18 protein-coding genes and 1 tRNA gene are annotated in these 20,617 nt (G+C 45.2%); 12 read left to right on the top strand and 7 right to left on the bottom strand.

Going from position 1 to position 20,617, the window contains the following annotated elements:
- The first annotated feature begins 145 nt into the window (after positions 1 to 145).
- The 7 genes from M1D91_RS19965 (at position 146) to M1D91_RS19935 (ending at position 3,311) form a co-directional block, all read left to right on the top strand.
- Positions 146 to 385, top strand: a complete 240-nt coding sequence (locus M1D91_RS19965) for a DUF905 domain-containing protein (protein WP_063163853.1) — start codon at positions 146 to 148, stop codon at positions 383 to 385.
- Positions 386 to 483: 98 nt separating this feature from the next.
- Positions 484 to 942 (top strand): antirestriction protein, encoded by a 459-nt coding sequence (locus M1D91_RS19960; RefSeq protein WP_437432401.1) that lies wholly within the window; start codon positions 484 to 486, stop codon positions 940 to 942.
- A gap of 15 nt (positions 943 to 957) precedes the next feature.
- Positions 958 to 1,434, top strand: a complete 477-nt coding sequence (gene radC / locus M1D91_RS19955) for a RadC family protein (protein WP_050296583.1) — start codon at positions 958 to 960, stop codon at positions 1,432 to 1,434.
- An 8-nt stretch (positions 1,435 to 1,442) separates the two neighbouring features.
- Positions 1,443 to 1,664, top strand: coding sequence for a DUF987 domain-containing protein (locus tag M1D91_RS19950; RefSeq protein WP_249938829.1), 222 nt, complete (start codon positions 1,443 to 1,445; stop codon positions 1,662 to 1,664).
- Between the two features lie 18 nt (positions 1,665 to 1,682).
- The gene (locus tag M1D91_RS19945) at positions 1,683 to 2,000 is read left to right on the top strand and encodes a type IV toxin-antitoxin system YeeU family antitoxin (protein WP_437432402.1); all 318 of its coding nucleotides are present in this window, start codon (positions 1,683 to 1,685) and stop codon (positions 1,998 to 2,000) included.
- A gap of 20 nt (positions 2,001 to 2,020) precedes the next feature.
- Positions 2,021 to 2,362 carry a TA system toxin CbtA family protein gene (locus M1D91_RS19940; RefSeq protein WP_050150735.1) on the top strand — a complete coding sequence of 114 codons (342 nt, stop codon included), beginning with the start codon at positions 2,021 to 2,023 and terminating at the stop codon, positions 2,360 to 2,362.
- 115 nt (positions 2,363 to 2,477) lie between these two features.
- Positions 2,478 to 3,311: a DUF4942 domain-containing protein gene (locus M1D91_RS19935; RefSeq protein ID WP_167610339.1), complete on the top strand. Its 834-nt coding sequence runs from the start codon at positions 2,478 to 2,480 to the stop codon at positions 3,309 to 3,311.
- Between the two features lie 102 nt (positions 3,312 to 3,413).
- On the opposite strand, the gene M1D91_RS19930 is transcribed toward M1D91_RS19935, so the two are convergent.
- Positions 3,414 to 3,489, bottom strand: a tRNA-Ile gene (locus M1D91_RS19930).
- A gap of 127 nt (positions 3,490 to 3,616) precedes the next feature.
- Here M1D91_RS19930 and mug point away from each other — a divergent pair.
- From mug to M1D91_RS19905, 5 genes are all read left to right on the top strand, one after another.
- Positions 3,617 to 4,123 carry a G/U mismatch-specific DNA glycosylase gene (gene mug, locus M1D91_RS19925; RefSeq protein WP_437432403.1) on the top strand — a complete coding sequence of 169 codons (507 nt, stop codon included), beginning with the start codon at positions 3,617 to 3,619 and terminating at the stop codon, positions 4,121 to 4,123.
- A 543-nt stretch (positions 4,124 to 4,666) separates the two neighbouring features.
- Entirely contained in the window at positions 4,667 to 5,443 is a 777-nt protein-coding gene (locus tag M1D91_RS19920; RefSeq protein ID WP_437432404.1) for an ABC transporter permease, read from the top strand.
- Positions 5,440 to 6,108 carry an ABC transporter ATP-binding protein gene (locus M1D91_RS19915; RefSeq protein WP_437432405.1) on the top strand — a complete coding sequence of 223 codons (669 nt, stop codon included), beginning with the start codon at positions 5,440 to 5,442 and terminating at the stop codon, positions 6,106 to 6,108. Before M1D91_RS19920 ends, M1D91_RS19915 begins: the two co-directional genes overlap by 4 nt.
- An 11-nt stretch (positions 6,109 to 6,119) precedes the next feature.
- Entirely contained in the window at positions 6,120 to 9,575 is a 3,456-nt protein-coding gene (locus tag M1D91_RS19910) for an HAD family hydrolase (protein ID WP_437432406.1), read from the top strand.
- Positions 9,576 to 9,849: 274 nt separating this feature from the next.
- The gene (locus M1D91_RS19905) at positions 9,850 to 11,871 is read left to right on the top strand and encodes a hypothetical protein (protein WP_437432407.1); all 2,022 of its coding nucleotides are present in this window, start codon (positions 9,850 to 9,852) and stop codon (positions 11,869 to 11,871) included.
- Positions 11,872 to 11,907: 36 nt separating this feature from the next.
- On the opposite strand, the gene M1D91_RS19900 is transcribed toward M1D91_RS19905, so the two are convergent.
- The 6 genes from M1D91_RS19900 to M1D91_RS19875 form a co-directional block, all read right to left on the bottom strand.
- Entirely contained in the window at positions 11,908 to 12,579 is a 672-nt protein-coding gene (locus tag M1D91_RS19900; protein WP_437432408.1) for a hypothetical protein, read from the bottom strand.
- Positions 12,580 to 12,797: 218 nt separating this feature from the next.
- Positions 12,798 to 14,054: a capsule biosynthesis protein gene (locus M1D91_RS19895; protein WP_437432456.1), complete on the bottom strand. Its 1,257-nt coding sequence runs from the start codon at positions 14,052 to 14,054 to the stop codon at positions 12,798 to 12,800.
- A gap of 16 nt (positions 14,055 to 14,070) precedes the next feature.
- On the bottom strand, positions 14,071 to 16,095 hold the full coding sequence (locus M1D91_RS19890) for a capsular polysaccharide biosynthesis protein (RefSeq protein ID WP_437432457.1): 2,025 nt from the start codon (positions 16,093 to 16,095) through the stop codon (positions 14,071 to 14,073).
- A 106-nt stretch (positions 16,096 to 16,201) separates the two neighbouring features.
- A complete protein-coding gene (locus M1D91_RS19885) occupies positions 16,202 to 17,878 on the bottom strand; it encodes a polysaccharide biosynthesis/export family protein (RefSeq protein WP_437432409.1) in 1,677 nt (558 codons plus the stop codon).
- A 34-nt stretch (positions 17,879 to 17,912) separates the two neighbouring features.
- Complete coding sequence (locus tag M1D91_RS19880; protein ID WP_437432410.1) at positions 17,913 to 19,064, bottom strand: capsule biosynthesis protein; 1,152 nt, start codon at positions 19,062 to 19,064, stop codon at positions 17,913 to 17,915.
- A 73-nt stretch (positions 19,065 to 19,137) separates the two neighbouring features.
- Positions 19,138 to 20,106, bottom strand: a complete 969-nt coding sequence (locus M1D91_RS19875; RefSeq protein WP_437432411.1) for a KpsF/GutQ family sugar-phosphate isomerase — start codon at positions 20,104 to 20,106, stop codon at positions 19,138 to 19,140.
- Positions 20,107 to 20,617 lie beyond the last annotated feature (511 nt).

Here is a 20,617-nt window from a genome sequence, read left to right as displayed (position 1 = left end):
TCAGTGCCCGTGGTCTTCACGATGCGCTGAAAGATATCACTTGGCAGGATTGTCTCGATCAACCCTGACGCCTTTTCACATAAGTCATTCGACCAGCCCTGTTGCACATGTGCAACAGGGCTTTTTGCTTTTTGAGGTCATCATCATGCCTGAATCCCCGTTACTACCGCCCGGTTCTTTCACCCGGCAGCACGCCGAAGCCATTATCAGTCGTTACCACAACGTCACCATCGAAGATGACCAGACCACGCATTTTCGTCTGGTTGTGCGCGACGATGATGGCGGCATGGTCTGGCGTGCCTGGAATTTTGAGCCCGATGCCGGTGCAGAACTTACCCCATATATCCGGCGCTATGGCATCCGCAGGTCGTTACTCACCGACTGACAAACCCCATTCCCGACAGCCACATCTCCCGGACCATCCTTTATTAACCCACACGCCAGCCATCGCGGCTGGCACTTTTTATTGACGGAGACATTTACATGACAACAGCGACACAGTACGACCTTGTACCCGCTAACGAATCCGATTTCAAACTCACAGTAACGCAGGTTCCCGACGAACAGCGTCTCGATTTCTGGCCACAGCACTTTGGCTCTATCCCACAATGGATAACGCTGGAACCCCGCATTTTTGCCTGGATGGACCGCTTCTGTGATGAGTACAGCGGTGGTATCTGGTCCTTTTACACGCTCAGCAATGGCGGCGCGTTTATGGCCCCTGATGCTGACAGTGACGATAAATGGCGTCTGTTCAACAGTATGAACGGTAATGATGCGGATATGATTGCAGAAGCTGCCGGTATCGCTGTCAGCCTGATTGACTACAGCCATCACGCCTGTCGCACCGAATGCGATGCCATGACGGAGCACTATTACCGCCTGCGGGACTATGCGCTGCAGCATCCAGAAGCCCACGCCATTCTGCGTATCATCGACTGACCGGAGGAACAACGGATGAAACAGCTTTCCTTTTTACCCGGCGAGATGACGCCACAGGACCGGCGTCTCATCCAGCGGGCGCTCAGGGTTCTGGACCGGCATCTGCATGAGCCCGGGGTAGCCTTTACCTCCACCCACGCCGTACGTGAATGGCTGCGACTGCATATGGCCGCGCTTGAGCGGGAAGAGTTCCGGGTGTTGTATCTGGACAACCAGAATCAGCTTATTGCCCATGAGACGCTCTTTAGCGGCACAATTAACCGTACCGAGGTGTATCCCCGGGAGGTCGTTAAGCGCGCCCTTTATTTCAATGCCGCAGCGGTGATACTGGCGCATAACCATCCTTCCGGCGAGACGACGCCCAGCCAGGCTGATAAAGCTCTCACGCAGCGCCTGATACAGACACTTCAGCTGGTGGATATCCGCGTCCCTGACCATCTGATTGTCGGCGGCAGGCAAATCTATTCGTTCGCAGAACACGGTCTGCTGTGAGGAATTACATGAAAATTATCAGTAAGCGCCGGGCAATGACGATATACCGCCAGCATCCGGAGTCCCGAATCTTTCGCTACTGCACCGGAAAATATCAGTGGCACGGTAGCGTCTGCCATTACACCGGCAGGGACGTTCCGGATAGCACAGGAGTCCTGGCTGTGTACGCCGAACGCCGCCAGGACCGCAACGGGCCTTATGCCTGCCTGATGAGCATCACCCTGAACTGACAATAGTGGAGAACTGTAATGAGCAACATCACTTGGGGCTTGCAGCGCGATATCATGCCGCGCCTGGGAACACGTCTGGTGCAGGAGGGCAACTGGCTGCACTACCTAGCTGACCGGGCCAGTATCACCGGTAAGTTCAGTGACGCCGAATGCCAGAAGCTGGATGAAACATTCCCGCACTTTATCAGCCAGATGGAATCGATGCTGACCACCGGTGAACTGAATCCCCTACACGTTCATTGCGTCACCCTGTACCACACCGGTTTTACCTGCGAAGCCGACACCCTCGGCAGTTGCGGCTACGTATACATCGCCATTTATCCCACTAAGCGCTAATTACTTTCACGAGAGCAAGCATGAAACCTCAATCTGCAGCAACTTCGCGGGCGGTAAAACCCTGCCTGTCCCCCGTGGCTATCTGGCAAATTCTACTGACACGCCTGCTGGAACAACACTATGGCTTGACTCTGAACGACACGCCGTTCAGGGATGAATCCGTTATACAGGAACATATCGATGCAGGTATCACGCTGGCCAATGCCGTTAACTTTCTGGTGGAAAAATACGAGCTTGTTCGTATCGATCGCAGAAGGTTTAGTTGGCAGGAACAATCACCTTATCTTCGGGCTGTAGATATTCTGCGAGCACGGCAGGCAACTGGCTTGTTGCGGCAAAGCCGTAACAACGTAGTACGGTGAATATTGCGTACAACCTTCCTGATTTAAATTTCTGAGCTTTCTCCCTTGTTTACATATTGCATAATGCGCCTGCCATTACCCGGCGGGCGCGTTTGCTTTTTAAGGACAAAATGTCATGCAAACTAAAGCTGAAGTATTAACCGATCATAGCGAGCTAATTTGCTCGACCAGTATTGAACGCATAGTGACAGGCCGCGATACAGCACTAAAACAGATCGAGCAACTCATCCAGCAACTTGATGCCATTTCACAGCTAACCTCAGAAATTGGCGGTGGTACAGCGCAAGACTGGGCGATGAAAGCCGGGCATCGTTACGATAGCTGGATGACCGAAAAGGTCGATAAAGCACTGCCTGCCGTTACCCGCAATATTGACCGTAGTATCTGGCGCGATTTGATGTTGAAGTCTGGCATGATGGCCTTGATGGATGCTCAGGCCCGTGACCAGTGGCATAAGAACCTGGAGGAGGGGGATCTGCCTGCCATCAGCGAGGCGAATATCCTGAGTACTTTTGAGCAGCTACATCTGAACAAAATGGATGTATTTGAGCGTGGCATTATCAATGTCTTCAAAGGGCTGTCGTGGGATTACAAAACCAATAGTCCCTGCAGCTTTGGTAAAAAGATCATCGTCAACAATTTGGTGACGCATAACCGCTGGGGATTTAGTTTGAACTGGGGTTGGCGACGGGATCAACTAGCGGACCTGGAACGAATGTTATTTCTGCTGGATGGTAAACCGATACCCGATAACCGTGGTGATGTTACTACTCGATTGATGGAGCATATTCGGGATAACCCTTCGAAGGATGTTTACGAAGATGATTTTTTCAGTATACGTTACTTCCAGAAAGGAACCGCGCACATCACTTTTAAACGTATCGACCTGACAGAAAAGATGAATGATATCGTGGCGAAGCACTATCCGGGGATGCTGGCAGCGAGATGAAGAGGGCAGGGAGGCAATTCCTTACCTGACCCATTACCTGACCCGATTCGTATAAAACGAAAAAGGAGTCAGATGATTTCTCATCTAACTCCTTGTTTTATCTGGTGGCCCCTGTTGGGTTTGAACCAACGACCAAGCGATTATGAGTCGCCTGCTCTAACCACTGAGCTAAGGGGCCGAGGCGGACGATTATAGAGGAACTTTCCTGAGCAATCCAGCACCATTCATTTAGCTGCTTGTTTTATAACCAATGAGAATTCAATCCTTTATACTTAAGCAAGGTACTGACATTCTGGGGAATACATATGATCCACGACATTCTTGAACCTGGGCTGCGTGTGGTGTTCTGTGGCATCAATCCGGGGAAATCATCAGCTCACACTGGTTTTCATTTTGCCCATCCGGGTAACCGATTCTGGAAGGTCATTCATCAGGCAGGCTTTACTGAGCAACTCCTGAAGCCTGAAGAGGAAAAACGTCTGTTAGAGACGCGTTGCGGCATAACTATGTTAGTTGAACGACCAACAGTGCAGGCCAGCGAAGTGGGCCTGCAAGAACTTCGTACCGGTGGGCGAGAACTGATCAGAAAGATTGAGGATTACCAACCTGCGGCGTTAGCCATTTTAGGTAAGCAAGCCTTTGAGCAAGCGTTTAGTGTACGCGGCGCTGCATGGGGGAAGCAGGGTTTTACTATTGGTGTGACCCAGGTTTGGGTGTTACCTAATCCGAGTGGGTTGAACCGGGCAACACTGGATAAATTGGTAGAAAGCTATAAGGAACTGGATGAGGCGCTGGCGGAGAGAGGTCGGTGATGCCTGATAAGATTGCTTCCGCCATCATCACTACACATCTATTATTTACTACCTATTTTTAGGGTTGCTTTGCCCTATTAATTGTATTGATGGGACGGGAATGATAAAAAGTCGCGCTGAGAATGAAGTGCTAAAATACCAGGCTTTCGATAGCCAGCAGTGATGCATAATTCGAGTGACCTATAACTGGTTGAATTAGAAGCGCTATAAAGGACAAGGTATTTTGGTTACATCTTTGATAGGTGCTGTGCATCAATGAAGTAGTATTGATAGGTTTTAAAATATATAATTTAGGTTAATACCCCGCTACATTTATAGCCGTTTTACCACCTATGGAAGTTAGGATCAGGAAGATACCCACTGGTTTTACGATTTACCTCTTTGCCTTCCTATCAACAAGTTTACGCCGAAGGGCAGCTTTTTGCCTTTTTAAAAGATTAGCAAGCTAATAATATGCTTCGCTTCATATCCTTACGCTCAAAGCGCTCTGGTTGCTACAGCCAGGGGCGGTAGCGTGTCTGAAAGTTCAGGGTTACTACTCTCATGGCCAGAAGTGGTTTAGAAGTTCAACAGGCAGCTGTAAAAGCGCTGTTTCTGCGCGAGATTAAGACGCGCTTTGGTAAGTACCGTTTAGGGTATTTGTGGGCGATTTTAGAGCCTGCAGCGCATTTGCTAGTTCTGATAACAATCTTTGGATATCTCATGCATAAAACCATGCCTGATATCTCTTTTCCTGTTTTCTTATTAAACGGATTAATTCCATTTTTTTTATTTAGTAGCATAGCAACTCGTTCTATCGGAGCAATTGAGGCAAACCAAGGGCTATTCAATTACCGACCTGTAAAGCCTGTCGATACTATAATTGCCAGAGCGCTCTTAGAAACGCTTATTTATAGCGGAGTCTACATTGTTCTTATGTCGGTAGTAGGACTATTAGGGGAAGAATTTGCTATAACAAACATTATTAATTTAATGCTGGCGTGGATACTTCTTGTAGTATTCTCATTTGGTCTAGGATTGATTTTTATGGTGTTAGGAAAAACATTCCCGGAAACAGAGAAGTTTCTACCAATATTAATTAAACCATTGTATTTTATTTCATGCATAATGTTTCCACTTCATGCTGTTCCTAAAGAGTACTGGCCATATTTGCTGTGGAATCCAATAGTACATGTGGTGGAGTTAAGTCGCGAATCAGTAGTTGCTGGTTATATTAGTGAAGGCGTGAGTCTGAATTACATTGCTTTGTGCGCGCTGGTTACACTTTTTTTAGGCCTAGCTTTGTATCGTAAAAGTGAGGAGGCAATGTTGACATCATGATTCATATTGAAAATCTTACTAAGTCCTACCGTACTCCGAAAGGCAGGCACTACGTTTTTAAAGACCTCAATATTGAATTACCGTCAAATAAAAGTGTAGCTTTGATTGGACGGAATGGTGCCGGGAAATCCACATTATTACGCATGATTGGTGGCATTGATAGACCTGATAGTGGAAGGATTCTAACAGACAGATCTATTTCATGGCCTGTTGGTTTAGCTGGGGGCTTTCAGGGCAGTTTAACAGGGCGTGAAAATGTTAAATTCGTTGCCAGACTTTATTCAAAGAGTCATGAACTTAAAGAAAAAGTTTCTTTCGTAGAGGATTTCGCCGAGTTAGGAAAATATTTTGACATGCCTATTAAAACATATTCTTCAGGTATGCGGTCACGCCTTGGATTTGGTTTAAGTATGGCTTTCAGTTTCGATTATTATCTTGTAGATGAAGTTACAGCCGTCGGTGATGCCAGATTTAAGAAGAAATGTGAAGACATGTTTAAAGAAAAACATAAAACTTCCAATTTTTTAATGGTTTCGCATAGCCTGAACTCTTTAAAAATATATTGCGATAGTGCTTTGTTGATTGATAGGAACAATTCTGTTTCTTACTTTGAAAATATTTCAGATGCTATATCACAGTATAATGTTAGCGAAAATATAAGTTAAGCAGGAAGAATATGAATATTTTATTTTTTTTAGAACCATCAATTGAACTCGGAAATCCTGTTTTCAGATATGCAACGTTAAGAAATTCACTACTTCCTCAGATTATGTCCTTGAGAAATCAAGGGCACGACGTCATTACTTTTTTAAGTGAGTCAGTGGCTCAGAAATGTATTGATGAAAATAAATTGAATCAAGTTGGTAATGTAGCAGTCATTGATCCCATTGAATGGATGAATGGCGAGGGATATTTTCCACGTTCAATGCGACATCAGGAAAAAAAATATTTTCCTGGAGAAGTAGAGCTCATTAAAAATCAATTGTTAAGCTCGATAAATGATCCTGCCTTCTCACCAGATATTATTATAGTTTGGGAGTCTCCAGCTTATTACTTGGAAACTATTTTCCCTAAAGCAAAAATTGTTTACCAAATGCCTGGGGTCTTTTCCAGACCTCCATATGCTAATATGGTTTCATTTGATTCAGGCCTGCTTGCAGGCGGCTCTGAAATCAAGGAGTACGTACCTGGTGAAGAAGAATTAAATGATTTTTATGAATTAAGAGAAAAGGATGAAATTTTCTTATCGTCGGTAAGTCCTACCAGGCACATTGTTGAAAATATCAAAAGAGAATTTTCAAAAGTAGTTCTTTTCCCACTCCAAATCGATAATTATTTTATGATCTCATCGGTTCTTGGCGAGGGGAAAAGTCAATTTGATATCTTAGTTGAATGCTTGAAGAAAATATCAAGCAATGTTGCCTTGTTAGTAACCAACTATATTTCACGCGATACTCAGAGCGCAGTTCTTAGCCCCGAAAGTATCAAATATTTACGCGCAAAATATCCCAACTTCAAATACTTTGATGAAACAAATTCAATACCTTGGGTTTCTCAATACTTAACGAAAGAAGTTGATGGTGTAATAACTATTTCGTCTTCTCTGGGATATCAGGCGGCATATTGGGGTAAACCATTATTAACACTTGGTAAAAGCCATATTAGTGAGTTTGCTAGCGCTTCTAATTTTGAAGAGTTTTCTGAACAAATTAATGGCCTAAATCTTTATTATAAAGATGAAAAGCTTTTATCGTTAATTAACTATAAAAACCTCCCCCAAGATTATCTTTCTAATGATAAATATGCAGAGTGGTTAATTAATTCGGTTAATACTAATTATAATCAAAAATGGTCTGACAACGTAGCAAAAGAACTTATCGAAAGAAGACGAGAAACAGCTAGTCTTGAATCACTTTTACCTTATACTAGAAAATTTTCACCTCCAGATGATTATCAGTGTAAAGAACTTTCTCAGCAGATTAGACGCTACCCAGTTGTCTCTTTCGATATTTTTGATACACTATTAATGCGCCCATTTAGGCATCCAACGGATCTTTACGATTTTATTGAATCTGATGCTCGAATAATTACAAACATTCCATATTTGAATTTTAAGCGTGAACGTAAGAATGCTGAAAGAGCTGCATTTGAAAACGCTATCGAAGCAGGACTGGGTGAAATTACCCTTGAAGAAATTTACGAAATCATAGCCGAGAATTTAAATTTAAGCGATGATTCTCGCGAAAAATTAATGCAGCTTGAAATGCAAACTGAATATGATCTTCTTTATCCAAGGAAAAGTGGCTATAGAGCGTATCTTGAAGCCAAGCAACTGGGTAAAAAAATAATATTCGTGTCAGATATGTATTTATCAGCAGAATTCTTAGCGAAAGTTCTTGAGAAAAATGGTTATGGCGAATATTCAAAGTTGTACGTCTCATCTGAACATCGTGTGAAAAAACACAGCGGTGCGCTCTTTGATTATGTGCTAAAAGATTTAGATATTAGCCCTGAAACAATTTTACACGTTGGTGATAATGTTGAGGCCGACGTAAAAAAAGCACAGGCAAGAAAGATAAAGCCATTCCATCTGAAAAAAGCTTATGATGAATTTACCTTATACTCAGATTATAGGGGACCGTGGAGTAGAGATGAAAGCAGGCATTCATTAGATTGGAAGATGCTATTATCTATTGCGGGCAATAATCTTCATGATAATCCATATTTACCTTTCCGTACTGGAACACTTTTCGGGGGGTCTCCTATAAAGTTAGGATATTATGGCCTTGGTGCTCTGTTACTCGGCTATGCGAAATGGTTGGTGGAAAACTCAATCAAAGACAAAGTTGAAAGATTATATTTTCTTTCCAGAGATGGAAAGTTAATGAAGCGAGCATATGATATTGTTGCTAAATTATATGACAACGCACCAGAATCACATTATCTCCTTTGTTCACGCCGTGCAGTAAACCTTGCAAAAGTTAAGACCCATGATGATATTATTGATTTGGTGAACGTAGATTATGCAAATAATGTACGAATCGCACATTTACTACTTCATCGTTTTGGTTTAGAAATTGATACTATTTCAGACGAAAAATTAGCTGAGCATGGTTTTAACAGACATTCAAAACTGACTGCTAATGATATTGATAAACTACAAGATCTGTTAATAGATATAAAAGATGATGTATTAGCCGTAGCGGAAAAAGAACGTGATCTATATCTTCAATATCTTGCAGATAAAAAAGTCTTTACAGATGGTAAAGCATCTATAGTTGATATTGGTTATGCAGGAACAATGCAACAATCCTTACATCAGCTGTCTCCCAATGGTAAAAAAATTGGTGGTTATTATTTGATCACCTTTAGGACCGCACTTAAACGTGTAGCTGAAAACGGTCTTGATATTAAAGGTTATCTGGCAGAATTTATTGATAGACATGATACTTATCATAATTTCTGTCGACATGTACCGTTGTATGAAACTCTATTTAGTTGTTCCGATACAACATTTGTTCGCATGTCAAAAGATTGGAACGGTAAATTAACGCCTGTTTTTATGGCCCATTCACCTGTAGAAAATGTTAGAGAAATTGTTGTTGAGGATATTCAACAAGGGGCAATAAATTACGTTTCTGAAGTTGTTAATATCCTTAGCGACAAACTCAAGCGTATTGACATTGAACCTAATAAAACTCTTCGCAATTTAGATAATTATTTCTCTAAACCTCATCCGCGTGATGCAAGAATATTATCAGGTGTTATGTTCGAAGATGCTTATGGCGGAACCCAATACAAAACGATATTGCCTGACATTCAAAATGTCAAAAATGAATGTGTCTGGAAACAGGGTAGAGAAGCACTACTTAATGATTTAAATAATAGCGTTCGTAATAATACTGTTAAGGTTAAAGCGCCCGTTAGAGTTGAGAGTGTCAAATCGGAAATAAATTTTTCTGAACCAAAGCTGATTTCTAATGAAAAATTCAAAAAGAGATTTATTTATTGGGTGCTTACTAAGACTTTGAATGAACGCAAGAGAAAAAAATTCATCAAAAATCCTTATCTTTTTTTCGCTGATTCAAAAAGTGGATTTATCAAAAGAATCGGTAAGGATTATATGAGTTAACATTAACGTATAGATAAAAAATGGAATACTTGAGTATTCCATTTTTTTTAATTTAGAAATGATGATATGCATACGATAAAAATTTATCTGCGCAGTATGGAATCTTTATGTCAATTTCACGTAGATTTTTCTTTAAATGGTTAATACCCTCAGCCATTATTAATTTTAGCCTTAGTTCGAAAAACTGGGCTAAGAATAGCGATGCTAATGCCCCAAAGAGGTCAGCCCTGAATTATCAAAAAATGAAAATTCGGGGCCAAAAGAAATAAAAGATATGAGTGCTAATTCGCTAAGAGTTCAGTTATCAGATCCTAATGGTTTTAATAAATACCCAAAATTACAGATTTCAAGATGGCGCGATACATCCGATATACGTGCATGGGGAGCCATAGGGGATGGTTATAAACTTTGCGATGAGAGCTTTAAAAATGCAGAACTTACAGAGTCTATAATTTATGTGCCTAAAGGCATTTGGCGTTTATCAAGCCCGATGATTATTGGCGATAGAGTAAAATTTTTCGGGCCTGGTGTTTTAAAGTTCGATAACGCGGAGTGGTGGAGGCGCGGTGGTTCTTCTGGAAGCTTAGATGTCGATGAGCGTTATACTTTATTTTATAATTTTTCTTCGAAAGAAGATGTCACATTAAAGTATGATGGAAAAGTAGTAGACTTTTCTTGGATTGATGAAAGAACTATTTTAGCTGCTGGTACAAGAAAAGATACTAATGTTGTAATAAGTATCAAAAATGGGACGTTAACCCTTGGTTGCGTTGCAGAGTCCATACGTACATTCAATGTGTTCGGAAATGGTAACAATGGTGATGAGATAATGCCTGAGTTATTAAAAATATCCGATATGCCGAAGGGATATGATAATACTTCTTTCGGAGCACGAGCACTAATGTCCGTAGTTAAAGGAGGTAATAATACTGCTTTTGGATCAAAGTCATTACTAAGTAATGTCAACGGTAACAATAATACTGCTATAGGTTTTCAAGCTTTGTATCGAAGTTTAGGTGATGCCAATACTGCTTATGGCTCTATTTCGGGCGAATGGTTGAATAAAGGTAGTTATAATTCTTTTTTTGGTGCTGGCTCTGGAAAAAAATTACAGAATGGTAACTCTAATGTCGCAATTGGATTTGAATCCTTAGGTGAGTCATTAAGTTCTTCATATGTTGTAGCTATAGGGTACCGCGCAAATGCTAATACTGGAGATAAATCTCAATCAAACTCTATATATATTGGTGCATTTTCCGGTGATTATAATTTAGGGTCAAATAATACTTTTGTCGGTTATCGCGCAGGTAATAGTCTCAACGCAGCTGAAAATGAAAAAGGTGGAACGGGGCATGATAATGTCGGGGTGGGAATGTTTTCATTGCGGCGTAATATGTCTGGTTCAGAGAATGCGGTGGTAGGCGCAGGGGCGTGTGCTGAGTCTTCAAATGTAAGTGCAACAGTAGCAGTTGGTTTTAACGCTTTAGGCTCTACAACAGCTAATTCAAAGTGTTCTGTGGCAATTGGTCATTCTAGTCTTAAAAATACCTCTGGTAACTTTAATGTAGGAATTGGATATCAATCTCTTGCAAAAAATACGAAAGGCTATAAAAACGTTGCTATTGGTACGTGGGCACTGTCTTCAAATTTAACGGGTAAATTCAATTCTGCATTAGGCATAAATTCTGGATGTATTACTCAATTAGGAAGAAATGCCATTGATCTAAATAATACAACCCTGCTTGGATACAATTGCCGCGCCTCAGGCAACAATCAGGTGCAGCTAGGTAATAGTCGCTCTACAACATATGTTTATGGTACTGTGCATAACAGAGCAGATCTTAGGGATAAGGCTGATTTAAGAGATACTGTGCTTGGTATTGAATTCATTCTTGGTCTTAGAGCAGTAGATGGTCGTTGGGATTTACGCGACGATTATGTTCAGATAGATGATAGAAATAATAACGACAATGGCGGGGATATATCTCATTCAACTCATTCAGGAAATTTAAGTGAGCATAAGAATACTAATTTTCAAAGCCTAAGACCTGATGGAACCTATAAACAGCCTCGGTATCATCACTGGTTCATAGCTCAAGAGGTAAAAAAACTCTGTGAGTCTTTAAATATTGAATTTGGTGGGTTACAACATCATGCCTTAAATGGTGGTGATGATATTTACACTTTGGGGTATGATGAATTTATTCCTCCAATAGTAAAATCTATACAATCCTGTTGGTATCGTTTAGATGAAATTGAAAAACGTCTGGAAATAATTGAGAATAAAGAACGATAATTTTTTAATCAAGCCGCCATATTGGCGACTTATTAATTAAGACCAGCCATGTATGTTTTTTTGTATCAGTCTCTGGGGATTGTCTTCTGAAATAATTAACGAAATTAATTTCCCAAATTTTTCAGTTCCCAATACTGCATTTATCGAATTATGACCACAATTTGGCGTTTCAATTAATAATGGTTTACAGGATTTAGGAAGCAAGTGAATGTGCTGCAAGTCCACACTGAATTCAGGGTCATAAAAAATGAAGGGGTTGGAAATACAGTCGCCATCATATATTTTCATGCCACTGTGATTATCAGCATCAAAATGCTCTTCATAACGTTTGTCGAAATTTTGTATTAAGTCCGGGTCTATGTATATTTGGGGACTGAATGAAAGAACAGTCGTTGCCCCTAGCGCAGATGAAAACTTCAATGATGCGTATGCACCCATTGAAAATCCATAAAGTATGACTTTTTTATAATTCTCTGAAATTTTAAGTATATTAGATAGAAATTTTTGAACGTCGTTATAGGGATACCAGTGAGGATGTTTAGGGACAACCCCAATACAAGTTATACCTAATTTCTCCGCAACATCTTGACCCCAAAAGGCTCTTCTGCCGGGCTTACCCATATGGTTAAAGGTTATCAATAGAAAATCGGAAGTTCCTTTTTGGAAAAGCACTAAATTTTCATCGTCCTCGTAAAGGCATTCTTGCATATTAAACCTCCGAATTTTTTCTGATGTTATACTACACGAAGTGTATTAATGTTCAATCTCATAACGGTTTTTAGTACCGCTATTACATTGTGAAGTGTTTTTAAACTAGATTAAGCTTAGCTTTTGTTCTTGGTTTACCATCACTTTCCTTCGGATGAGTATAGCCATTTACTTAAGATAACCTTGTGTTATATATAATAAAATTTAAAAGTTAATGCTCATTTTTCTGTATATAAGTTTGTAAGGCCAGCATTTTTTAAGTTAAATTTTAGCGGAGTGTCTGCATTCATGCTGTCTATTTTTTCCCCATAATACACCGCATTAATCTGGGTATTTGCCAGCAAATACCCACGAAACTTCTTAAACAACTTCATATCTGGCTGAAAATCGGCCGTCCAGAACTGGTGCAAATGTCCCTGATACGTCATTCCTTTAATGTCGTACAGGGCGTTCCCCATCACTTTCAGCGGTTTGTTGTGAATCAGCGCTGAAATTCCTGCCGTACTGTTGATAGTCACTACTGCTTTGGCGTGAGTCAGCAACTCAGGCATGGGCAGGTCATGCACGTAAATAACACGCTCTGTAATCCCATACTTCTTGCCAAGCTGTTTTATTAACGGACCATAAAGACGATGACCACGATCCATAGGGTGGTGCTTAATCACCAGAACGTCGTCTACCGGTGCTTTGCGTGAGAAAGAGAACATCACGTCATTAATATAGTCGCGAACATCGGCATACGGGCTGTGGTTGCGGATTTGGCTGTCGTTATAAACCTGCAAAATGGCGAGGTAATAACGCTGATCCAGTGTCGTGCGTAGCGTGTCGATAACATTACGCTCTTTAAAGCCATACCAGTATTTACGCCAGGAGGCACGGATCCAGCATTTGCCTTCATACCAGGGTGAAAAGGATTTGTGATGGCGATATTTCGCAAACTCATGTCGATAGTTCCAGCCAACCAGATAATACCAGATGGCATGAAAATAACGTTTACGTGCAGAGGGCTTCAGTTCCTGCACATTAGCAGGAGGAAGCTCCGGTAAATTGCGGTAAAACTCCGCATCACGTGGCAGCGGTGAATAGGCATTGACGCCACCTTCTTCCACCGTAATAAAGTGGGGGCGCAGGTAGCCTTCTTCAAAAGCAAGAAAACGGATACCTTTCGATTTGGCCCAGGCGCGAGCGGCCTGGTGCAGCGGACGGCAGTCACCAAAGCAGAGAATGGTGTCAAACGCATAGTCTTTCCAGGTCTCTTTCAGCCAGGCCGGGAATTCTTTTGGCGTTTGGGTAAAAGTCAGATAGGGGCGGTTGCGGCAGTAGAATCGATCCCCACCGTTAAACACGACGTTCACCGCTTCGCGTTCAAGCGTTTCCAGCCAGTTTGCAACATCATTAAAGAAGGGGCCCATGGGTCCTTGTAGCAGCAGATATTTCTTCCCTGCGAGCAGTGTCTTAACGGTGTTATTTTGCATCATCTTCCGTTGCACCCTATCCAAATCTGACTTTGTAGAACATTTTTACTTTGCGGTACTGCCGGGCTAAGCGGCCGATTTTTCTTGGCGTTATTTTCATTTCACCGCGAGGAGCGGAAATCAGCCAAAGCGCGGCCTCTTCAGCCGTCATTGGCGTTAAACGCTGCGGATGAATATAAGTCGGGTAGGCTATTAATGTCTGCCAGACCAGGTCATCAAGGCTGAGCTGACGGGTACGACGAGCCAGCCGGTGCTCGTCCGACGTCAATCCCCAGCCAGCATAGAAAGGCATTCCGTAGCAGTACACTTTCTTGCCATGCATGAGTGCCTCAAACCCGGAGAGCGATGTCATAGTATGTAGCTCATCGGCATGCTGAATGCACTGAATAATATCTGCATCCAGCGCCTGGCAGTCAGCCCAGCGTGCCACGTCTTCGGCCGGGACCTGCCCTTTACGGTTACCGACCAGCACATCCGGGTGCGGTTTGAAAACAATAAACGCATCCGGGTTACGCTGGCGCACCGTGCGAAGCAAATCGCCATTGGTACGCACTGAGAGCGCGCCGGTAGCAATAGACGCGTCATCCTCTACCTGACCCGGCACTAAGATGACTTTCTTACCCGCGGCCTGCGCCGGGAGTTGCCAGTCATTCCCCAGGTTGTACTTGCTGACTTTGTGGCGTACCAGCTGTAAACGCAGGGCATGAGCGCGTGCTGACTCACGCGCTGAGAGCTGGCTTGCGTTGAGTAAGTTTTCCAGATCGCTTGGGCGTGAAGCATCGTAATAAATACCGCACTTATCAAGCACCAGTGACAAAGGCGCCAGCAGATCAGAGCCCAGGCCGGATGAGCGGATGAAACCGTCTTCCATGCGCCATAGCGCTATGCCCTGTGCGTCCGCCTGAGCCTGCCATTTAGCTTCTCCGCGCGTGCCCCATGCGATAAGCGCGGTCGCGCGCGGGCACTGTCTGGCAAAGCGAACTTCATTCTCAGCGGTCTTCAGATAAGGCTTGAGAATGGCTGTTTTCCATAAACTCAGACCAGGCGCCCACAGAACGCCCCGACGGGCAAGCGTATGGCGACGCTGCAGGCTGAGCCAGTCCACCACGCAACCCAGCGATGCGGGTTCGCCGGTCACCGGGTGGCGATAATGGCTGTAGCGAAGATAAGCGGCGGTGAAGAGATCGATGAGTGATGCAGGCTGGCGGCGAGCGGCAAGGGCGTTAGCCTGCGGATGGCGGTCGTCCGTGAGTCCCCAGCCGGCGTACCAGGGTTGACCAAAACAAACCACGGTCTTGCCCGCCAGCAGGGCTTCAAAACCATATTGCGAGGTGACAACATACACTTTTCGCATATGACGCAGCAGCGACTGTGGGCTGACATCTTCAGCAAACAGACGCACCCGCGCGTCGGCTTTTAGGGCGCTGAAATAGCCGCTTTTTTTGCCGCACAAGACGTCCGGGTGAACTTTCACCCAGATTTCAGCGTTCGGGTTTTCCTGCTTCGCGCATTCCAGCATCTGCAGAAAACTCTCTGCGCTGGCATTGCCTTTCGTCACCGAGACATCGCCAAAAGTCTGATCAACGACCAGTACGGCATCGGGCATCGGGTCGGGGGCGACAAAAGGCGGGGCCTGATTATATTTAGACAAGTCCTGGTCAACGATGGCGTGCATCATGGCCTGCGCTTCTTGCGAAAGGGCCTGATTGCCGGCGCTGTCCTGAATCAGCTGTTCAAGGCTACTGGGCGTGGAGGCATCGTAATAGATGCCCGCATAGTCGATGACCATCGACAGGGGAGGGCAACCCTGGACGCCCAGGCCAGCAGAACGGATAAACCCGTCCTCAAGGCGCACAACAGGCACACCTGCTGCCTTAGCCAGAGCGGTGGGTTTCTCTGCGCTTGGACGATAACCCCAGACGGCCACCGCGCTGACATTTTCAGGAATCGCTTTCAGCGTCGATAAGCGCACGCGTTCGCCGGGCAGAAAACTCCCCAGGTAAGGAATGCGCCAGATACCCCCAGAAAAAATGCCCAGCACGCTGCTCATTGGCTCCATTAACTTGTTATTCATTCCAGAAAATAATCCAGAGAGGATTATCAGGCCTCCCCGGGGTCGCCCGGAGGAGGCATAAGCTGTGTATGGATTACAGCGTCAGTACCACTTTGGCAGCTACAGCCAGTTGATACAGGATGGTAGAGATCCCACGTGTCACTTCGATGTTTTTCGATTCGTACTTCGGCAGAACCATGATTTCATCGCCAGCGCGCAGATCTCCGGCGTCATCAGCATCAACCGATTCGCCATTCTGACGAATTACGATGATTTTCGCATTCCCCGATTTCTGCGTCAGACCACCACATTTTTTGATGTAATCGTCTGCGTCCATGCCCTTCTGCCAGCTGACGGCATTCGGGAACAGGACTTCGCCATGTACCATCACCAGTGAGGTCTTCTCCGGGATCATGATGACATCGCCATCTTCCAGCAAAACGGAATCAATGTTGCTCTCATTGAGCACCACTTCACCTTTAGGCACCACCGTGCGGGCTTTTGCCACGAAACGGCTGACCAGTTGCGCTTCCTGAATACGTAAGCGAGCTTCTTCCTGCGTCGACGACTGGGCTGAGAGCGACGCTTCTTCCAGTTTTTGCAGCGACAGGTTCAGCATCTCTTTCTGACGCGTGGCGACGGACGTTCTGTAAAGCTGAATCGCGTTCATTTGCGACATGCTGTTCGGACGAATTTGTGCAAGCACCTGGCGCATGGTGGCGCCGTATGGCAGCACCACAGCATGCTCGCCAGAGTGTGCGCCATCGATACGTACCTGAATCGTACCTGCATAGCGATCGGAGCTGACAATCAGACGATCGCCGTCCTGCAACGAGCGGCCCGGTGCAGAGCTCAGCGGGTAGTATTCACTGCGTTTCATGGTGCCCTGCTGACGGATAATGGTCATGTGGGTCGCACCCGGTTTCGGGCGTGCCCAGCTCAGTGCTTCGGTGATGGGAATAGAGCTGTTGGCAAACTCAAAGTCGTAGCTGTTAAAGACATCACCTTCCACGCTGAAAGTGTGCTGGCGCGGGCCGACGATGATAGTGTCCCCATCTACAAACTGCGTGAGACCTAACTGGCCGTTGAGCAGGAAGTCATAGAGGTTCACACGCGAGCGGACGTTTTTGCCGCGTTTCACGGTGATATCGACATAGCTTCCGCGTTCGCTGTCAACGCCGCCGGCTTTGCTCAGGTAAGAGAGCAGGGAGTCAGATGCGACGCCGCCATACAGGCCCGGACTGCGCACATAGCCGGTCACAAAGACTTTTACCGGCTGCGCCTGCAGCAATGACGCATAGACGTTCACATTGGCGGTATAAACCTGTTTGATTCTCTGCGTGACGGCATTGTTGAGCTGGGCATTGGTCATCCCGGCGACTTTCAACGGGCCGATATTAGGCAGGAAAATGTTGCCTTTCGGGTCCACGGTCAGCGCGCCATCATATTCAAATGCGCCCCACAGGCGGACCTGGATGCTATCGCCGAGGCCAATCACATACCCTGGGTTAAAGCCCAGTCCAGCGCCTGAAGCCGCGCTGATAGAGGTAAACAGCTGGGCACCAAACATACGGCTTGGCAGCGCAGCCGCCACGGGCGGTGGTGTGTCGTCGAAACCGGACGCAACCTGGGTTTCTTCTGTTTTTCCTGAGATGAGCGAAGGCAATGGAGCTGCTCCGGTCAGGGCTGGATCGGCGGTGATGTCAGTTGGACCTGCCGCGTATGCCGTCTGGCAAGCCAAAAGCAGCAGTACCGTTTTCAGTAATTTCATTTTTAAACTCTGTAAACTCAACGATGCGTCAAAATTAATCTTTATGATCTTCAATCACGGCCAGTAGCAACTTAATGGTGCCGAAAAGTAAGCAGCAGACCAGCAGCCAGCTTGCCAGCAGGTAGCCACTATTAGGGAAGGTGGACTCCTCCGGGCGCTGTGGCGAACTGATAACCGACAGCACTTTCAGCTTACGGGCGCTTTCGAGACGGGTTTTTTCAATGGCTTTAATCGCCATGGTGTACATCTCGGTATCAAAGGTGACGCGGGCTTTAATCTCTTCAAAATCCGCCGCCATGCTGTTGAGCTTATTGGTGCCTGGTGCGGTGATTTTGCTCTGCTCTGCATCAATCTGTGCTTGCAGCGCTTTAATAGCGTTTTGCGTGCTGATCACCTGCGGGGCATCTTCACGCAGATAGCTCAACAGGTTGCGCAGTTGCGCTTCCAGCTCAATTTTTTTGCCCTGCAACGTCATGATCAGGGAGCTTGCCGCCGTTGCAGAAGCCTCCGGATCGAGGATGTTGTTCTGGTTCTGGTAGGTCAGCAGTTCCTGTTTACTTTTATCAAGACGCGCGCGTACCTGTTGCAGCTCTTCCTGAGCAAAGTTCAGCTGATCGCGGGCAATACTATGCGAGAGCTCGTTAATAAAACGTTCGGACTCTTTCAGTACCGCCCGGTTAAAACGCTGAGCAAATTCAGGGTCAAAACCTTGTGTCTGAATGGCAAGCAAACCGGTTTTATCATCAAAGGTGACGGATATACGGTCGCGGTAATAGTTAAGATATTTTTCTGCAGTGGTGTCTTTCGACAGGTGATAGATAAAATCCAGCCCGCTCTTACTCCAGGCATCGTGGAAATTGAGCTGTTTATCAAGCACCTTCAGCATGTCCGCTGAATTAATGTACTCTTTTAAATAAAGTGAATCTTCAGCAGAGCTGGGGTTAGAGGCACCTAACAGCAGACCTACGTTCAGGCTGGCGCCTTCGATATCACTCGGGCGCTTAACGGCGACCTTCGACTCACTCATGTAACGGGGCTGACTAAAGACAACCAGATAGACGATCAGCAGCGCCATAGGGGCACCGATAACAATCCATGCAAGGTGTTGCTGGACCCAGGCGAGATTAATTTTGGCTGTACGCGCACGTAACGAGGAAGCCAGCAGCTTTACTTTTTGTGTAGACATGTCACTTTCAACGTTTAGCCCCCAACAGGACGCTGAAGGGGGATACTGAATGGGTCTTATGATCAGGCGTGTATTAGTCGAAAATTCGAACCAAACCAACTACATCCTGGCTGTCATCAGTGATCAGCAGCGTAGAGATACGGTGTTTTGTCATTTTCTCTTCCGCCTCCGTGATCATCGCGTTTTGTTGCATGGTGATCGGATTACGCGTCATCATGACTTCGGCGGTCGCGTTAACAAAATCTTCGCATTTTTCCATATACCGACGTAAGTCGCCGTCGGTAATGATACCGGCCAGCTTGCCATTTGCTTTCACTGCCACCATACCCTGACAACCGCTGGTTAATTCCTGGATGATCTGGCGGAAAGTGGCGTTAATTTCTACATTAGGCACATGCGCCTGCATGACATCTGCCACGCGGGTCAGTAAACGGCGACCCAGTGAACCGCCCGGATGATAACGGGCAAAGTCATCAGGTTTAAAGTGACGCTCGCGAATCAGTGCAATTGCCAGCGCATCGCCAATAGCCATCGTCAGTGTCGTGGACGTGGTGGGTGCCAGATTATTGGGACAGGTTTCGCTTGTCATATTAAGTTCAAGCGTTGCATCGGCATGTCTGGCGAGCGTGGAGTGCGCATTATTGGTGATAGCGATAATTTTGTTGCCAAAATTTTGTAACGACGGCACTAATTTGAGAACTTCGTCCGTTTCACCGCTGGCTGAGATAAGAATCAGCACATCGTACGGGGTGATCATGCCTAAATCGCCGTGGAACGCTTCTGCAGGATGAATAAAGAAGCTGGGGGTGCCGGTGGAGGCGAGGGTGGCTGACATCTTACGCCCGACATGCCCGGATTTACCCATTCCGGAGACAATGACGTGGCCTTTACAGCCCACCATCAAACGCAATGCGGTCTCATATTCTTCCGCATTGATCACCTCGGAAAGATGGCGCAATGCATCGGCTTGTTCTGATAACGTGTTGCGAACACTGGCGATAAGTGCCTGCTCACCTGTTTCCGTTTTCAAATTAAAATCCATCTTTTTTTCCTGTTGAATTTTTCAACGTGACGGTAACCCAATCACTGCTAACAGGCGCGCCGTCACAACAACCGATTCAGTATCTACTTATCCGTTGTCAGTCGTTTTAGAGAAATGCAAAAAAATACCCTGCCACCGCGGGGTGACCGTTGTCTGGGTTCGTTGATGCTATGGAAATGGGGACTGTTTCTATTTGCCATGCTTTTTAGCACAAGCGGCATTTATACACAACCTCAACAGGGTATGGGTTACCAGAATTAATAGCTTGTGCAATCGTCAGCGGGGTGATAATGCCTGACGGGGCGCAGGTAAAAGATTTTTTGCACATTTGAGAAAGGCCATACGCTATATCTTTACTTCAATTACAGCCACTTAATTTAATATATCTTCGTCGGCCATTATGTTTATTACCTCAGCGCACAACGCACTATATATATAGAAAATTAATATAGATGAATGGAGTTTCAATAGTTTAGCGTAGTAACTACTGGCGACAGGGTTACAACCCAAA

It is taken from the genome of Enterobacter sp. SA197, from assembly GCF_054131575.1.
Note: the sequence above shows the minus strand (reverse complement) of the source record. Positions and strands in the feature narration are given on the sequence as shown.

Excerpts from the sequence above, each read along its gene's own strand:
- M1D91_RS19965 (WP_063163853.1), top strand. The coding sequence starts at position 146 with ATGCCTGAATCCCCGTTACTACCGCCCGGTTCTTTCACCCGGCAGCAC.
- M1D91_RS19960 (WP_437432401.1), top strand. The coding sequence starts at position 484 with ATGACAACAGCGACACAGTACGACCTTGTACCCGCTAACGAATCCGAT.
- radC (WP_050296583.1), top strand. The coding sequence starts at position 958 with ATGAAACAGCTTTCCTTTTTACCCGGCGAGATGACGCCACAGGACCGG.
- M1D91_RS19950 (WP_249938829.1), top strand. The coding sequence starts at position 1,443 with ATGAAAATTATCAGTAAGCGCCGGGCAATGACGATATACCGCCAGCAT.
- M1D91_RS19945 (WP_437432402.1), top strand. The coding sequence starts at position 1,683 with ATGAGCAACATCACTTGGGGCTTGCAGCGCGATATCATGCCGCGCCTG.
- M1D91_RS19940 (WP_050150735.1), top strand. The coding sequence starts at position 2,021 with ATGAAACCTCAATCTGCAGCAACTTCGCGGGCGGTAAAACCCTGCCTG.
- M1D91_RS19935 (WP_167610339.1), top strand. The coding sequence starts at position 2,478 with ATGCAAACTAAAGCTGAAGTATTAACCGATCATAGCGAGCTAATTTGC.
- mug (WP_437432403.1), top strand. The coding sequence starts at position 3,617 with ATGATCCACGACATTCTTGAACCTGGGCTGCGTGTGGTGTTCTGTGGC.
- M1D91_RS19920 (WP_437432404.1), top strand. The coding sequence starts at position 4,667 with ATGGCCAGAAGTGGTTTAGAAGTTCAACAGGCAGCTGTAAAAGCGCTG.
- M1D91_RS19915 (WP_437432405.1), top strand. The coding sequence starts at position 5,440 with ATGATTCATATTGAAAATCTTACTAAGTCCTACCGTACTCCGAAAGGC.
- M1D91_RS19910 (WP_437432406.1), top strand. The coding sequence starts at position 6,120 with ATGAATATTTTATTTTTTTTAGAACCATCAATTGAACTCGGAAATCCT.
- M1D91_RS19905 (WP_437432407.1), top strand. The coding sequence starts at position 9,850 with ATGAGTGCTAATTCGCTAAGAGTTCAGTTATCAGATCCTAATGGTTTT.
- M1D91_RS19900 (WP_437432408.1), bottom strand. The coding sequence starts at position 12,579 with ATGCAAGAATGCCTTTACGAGGACGATGAAAATTTAGTGCTTTTCCAA.
- M1D91_RS19895 (WP_437432456.1), bottom strand. The coding sequence starts at position 14,054 with ATGCAAAATAACACCGTTAAGACACTGCTCGCAGGGAAGAAATATCTG.
- M1D91_RS19885 (WP_437432409.1), bottom strand. The coding sequence starts at position 17,878 with ATGAAATTACTGAAAACGGTACTGCTGCTTTTGGCTTGCCAGACGGCA.
- M1D91_RS19880 (WP_437432410.1), bottom strand. The coding sequence starts at position 19,064 with ATGTCTACACAAAAAGTAAAGCTGCTGGCTTCCTCGTTACGTGCGCGT.
- M1D91_RS19875 (WP_437432411.1), bottom strand. The coding sequence starts at position 20,106 with ATGGATTTTAATTTGAAAACGGAAACAGGTGAGCAGGCACTTATCGCC.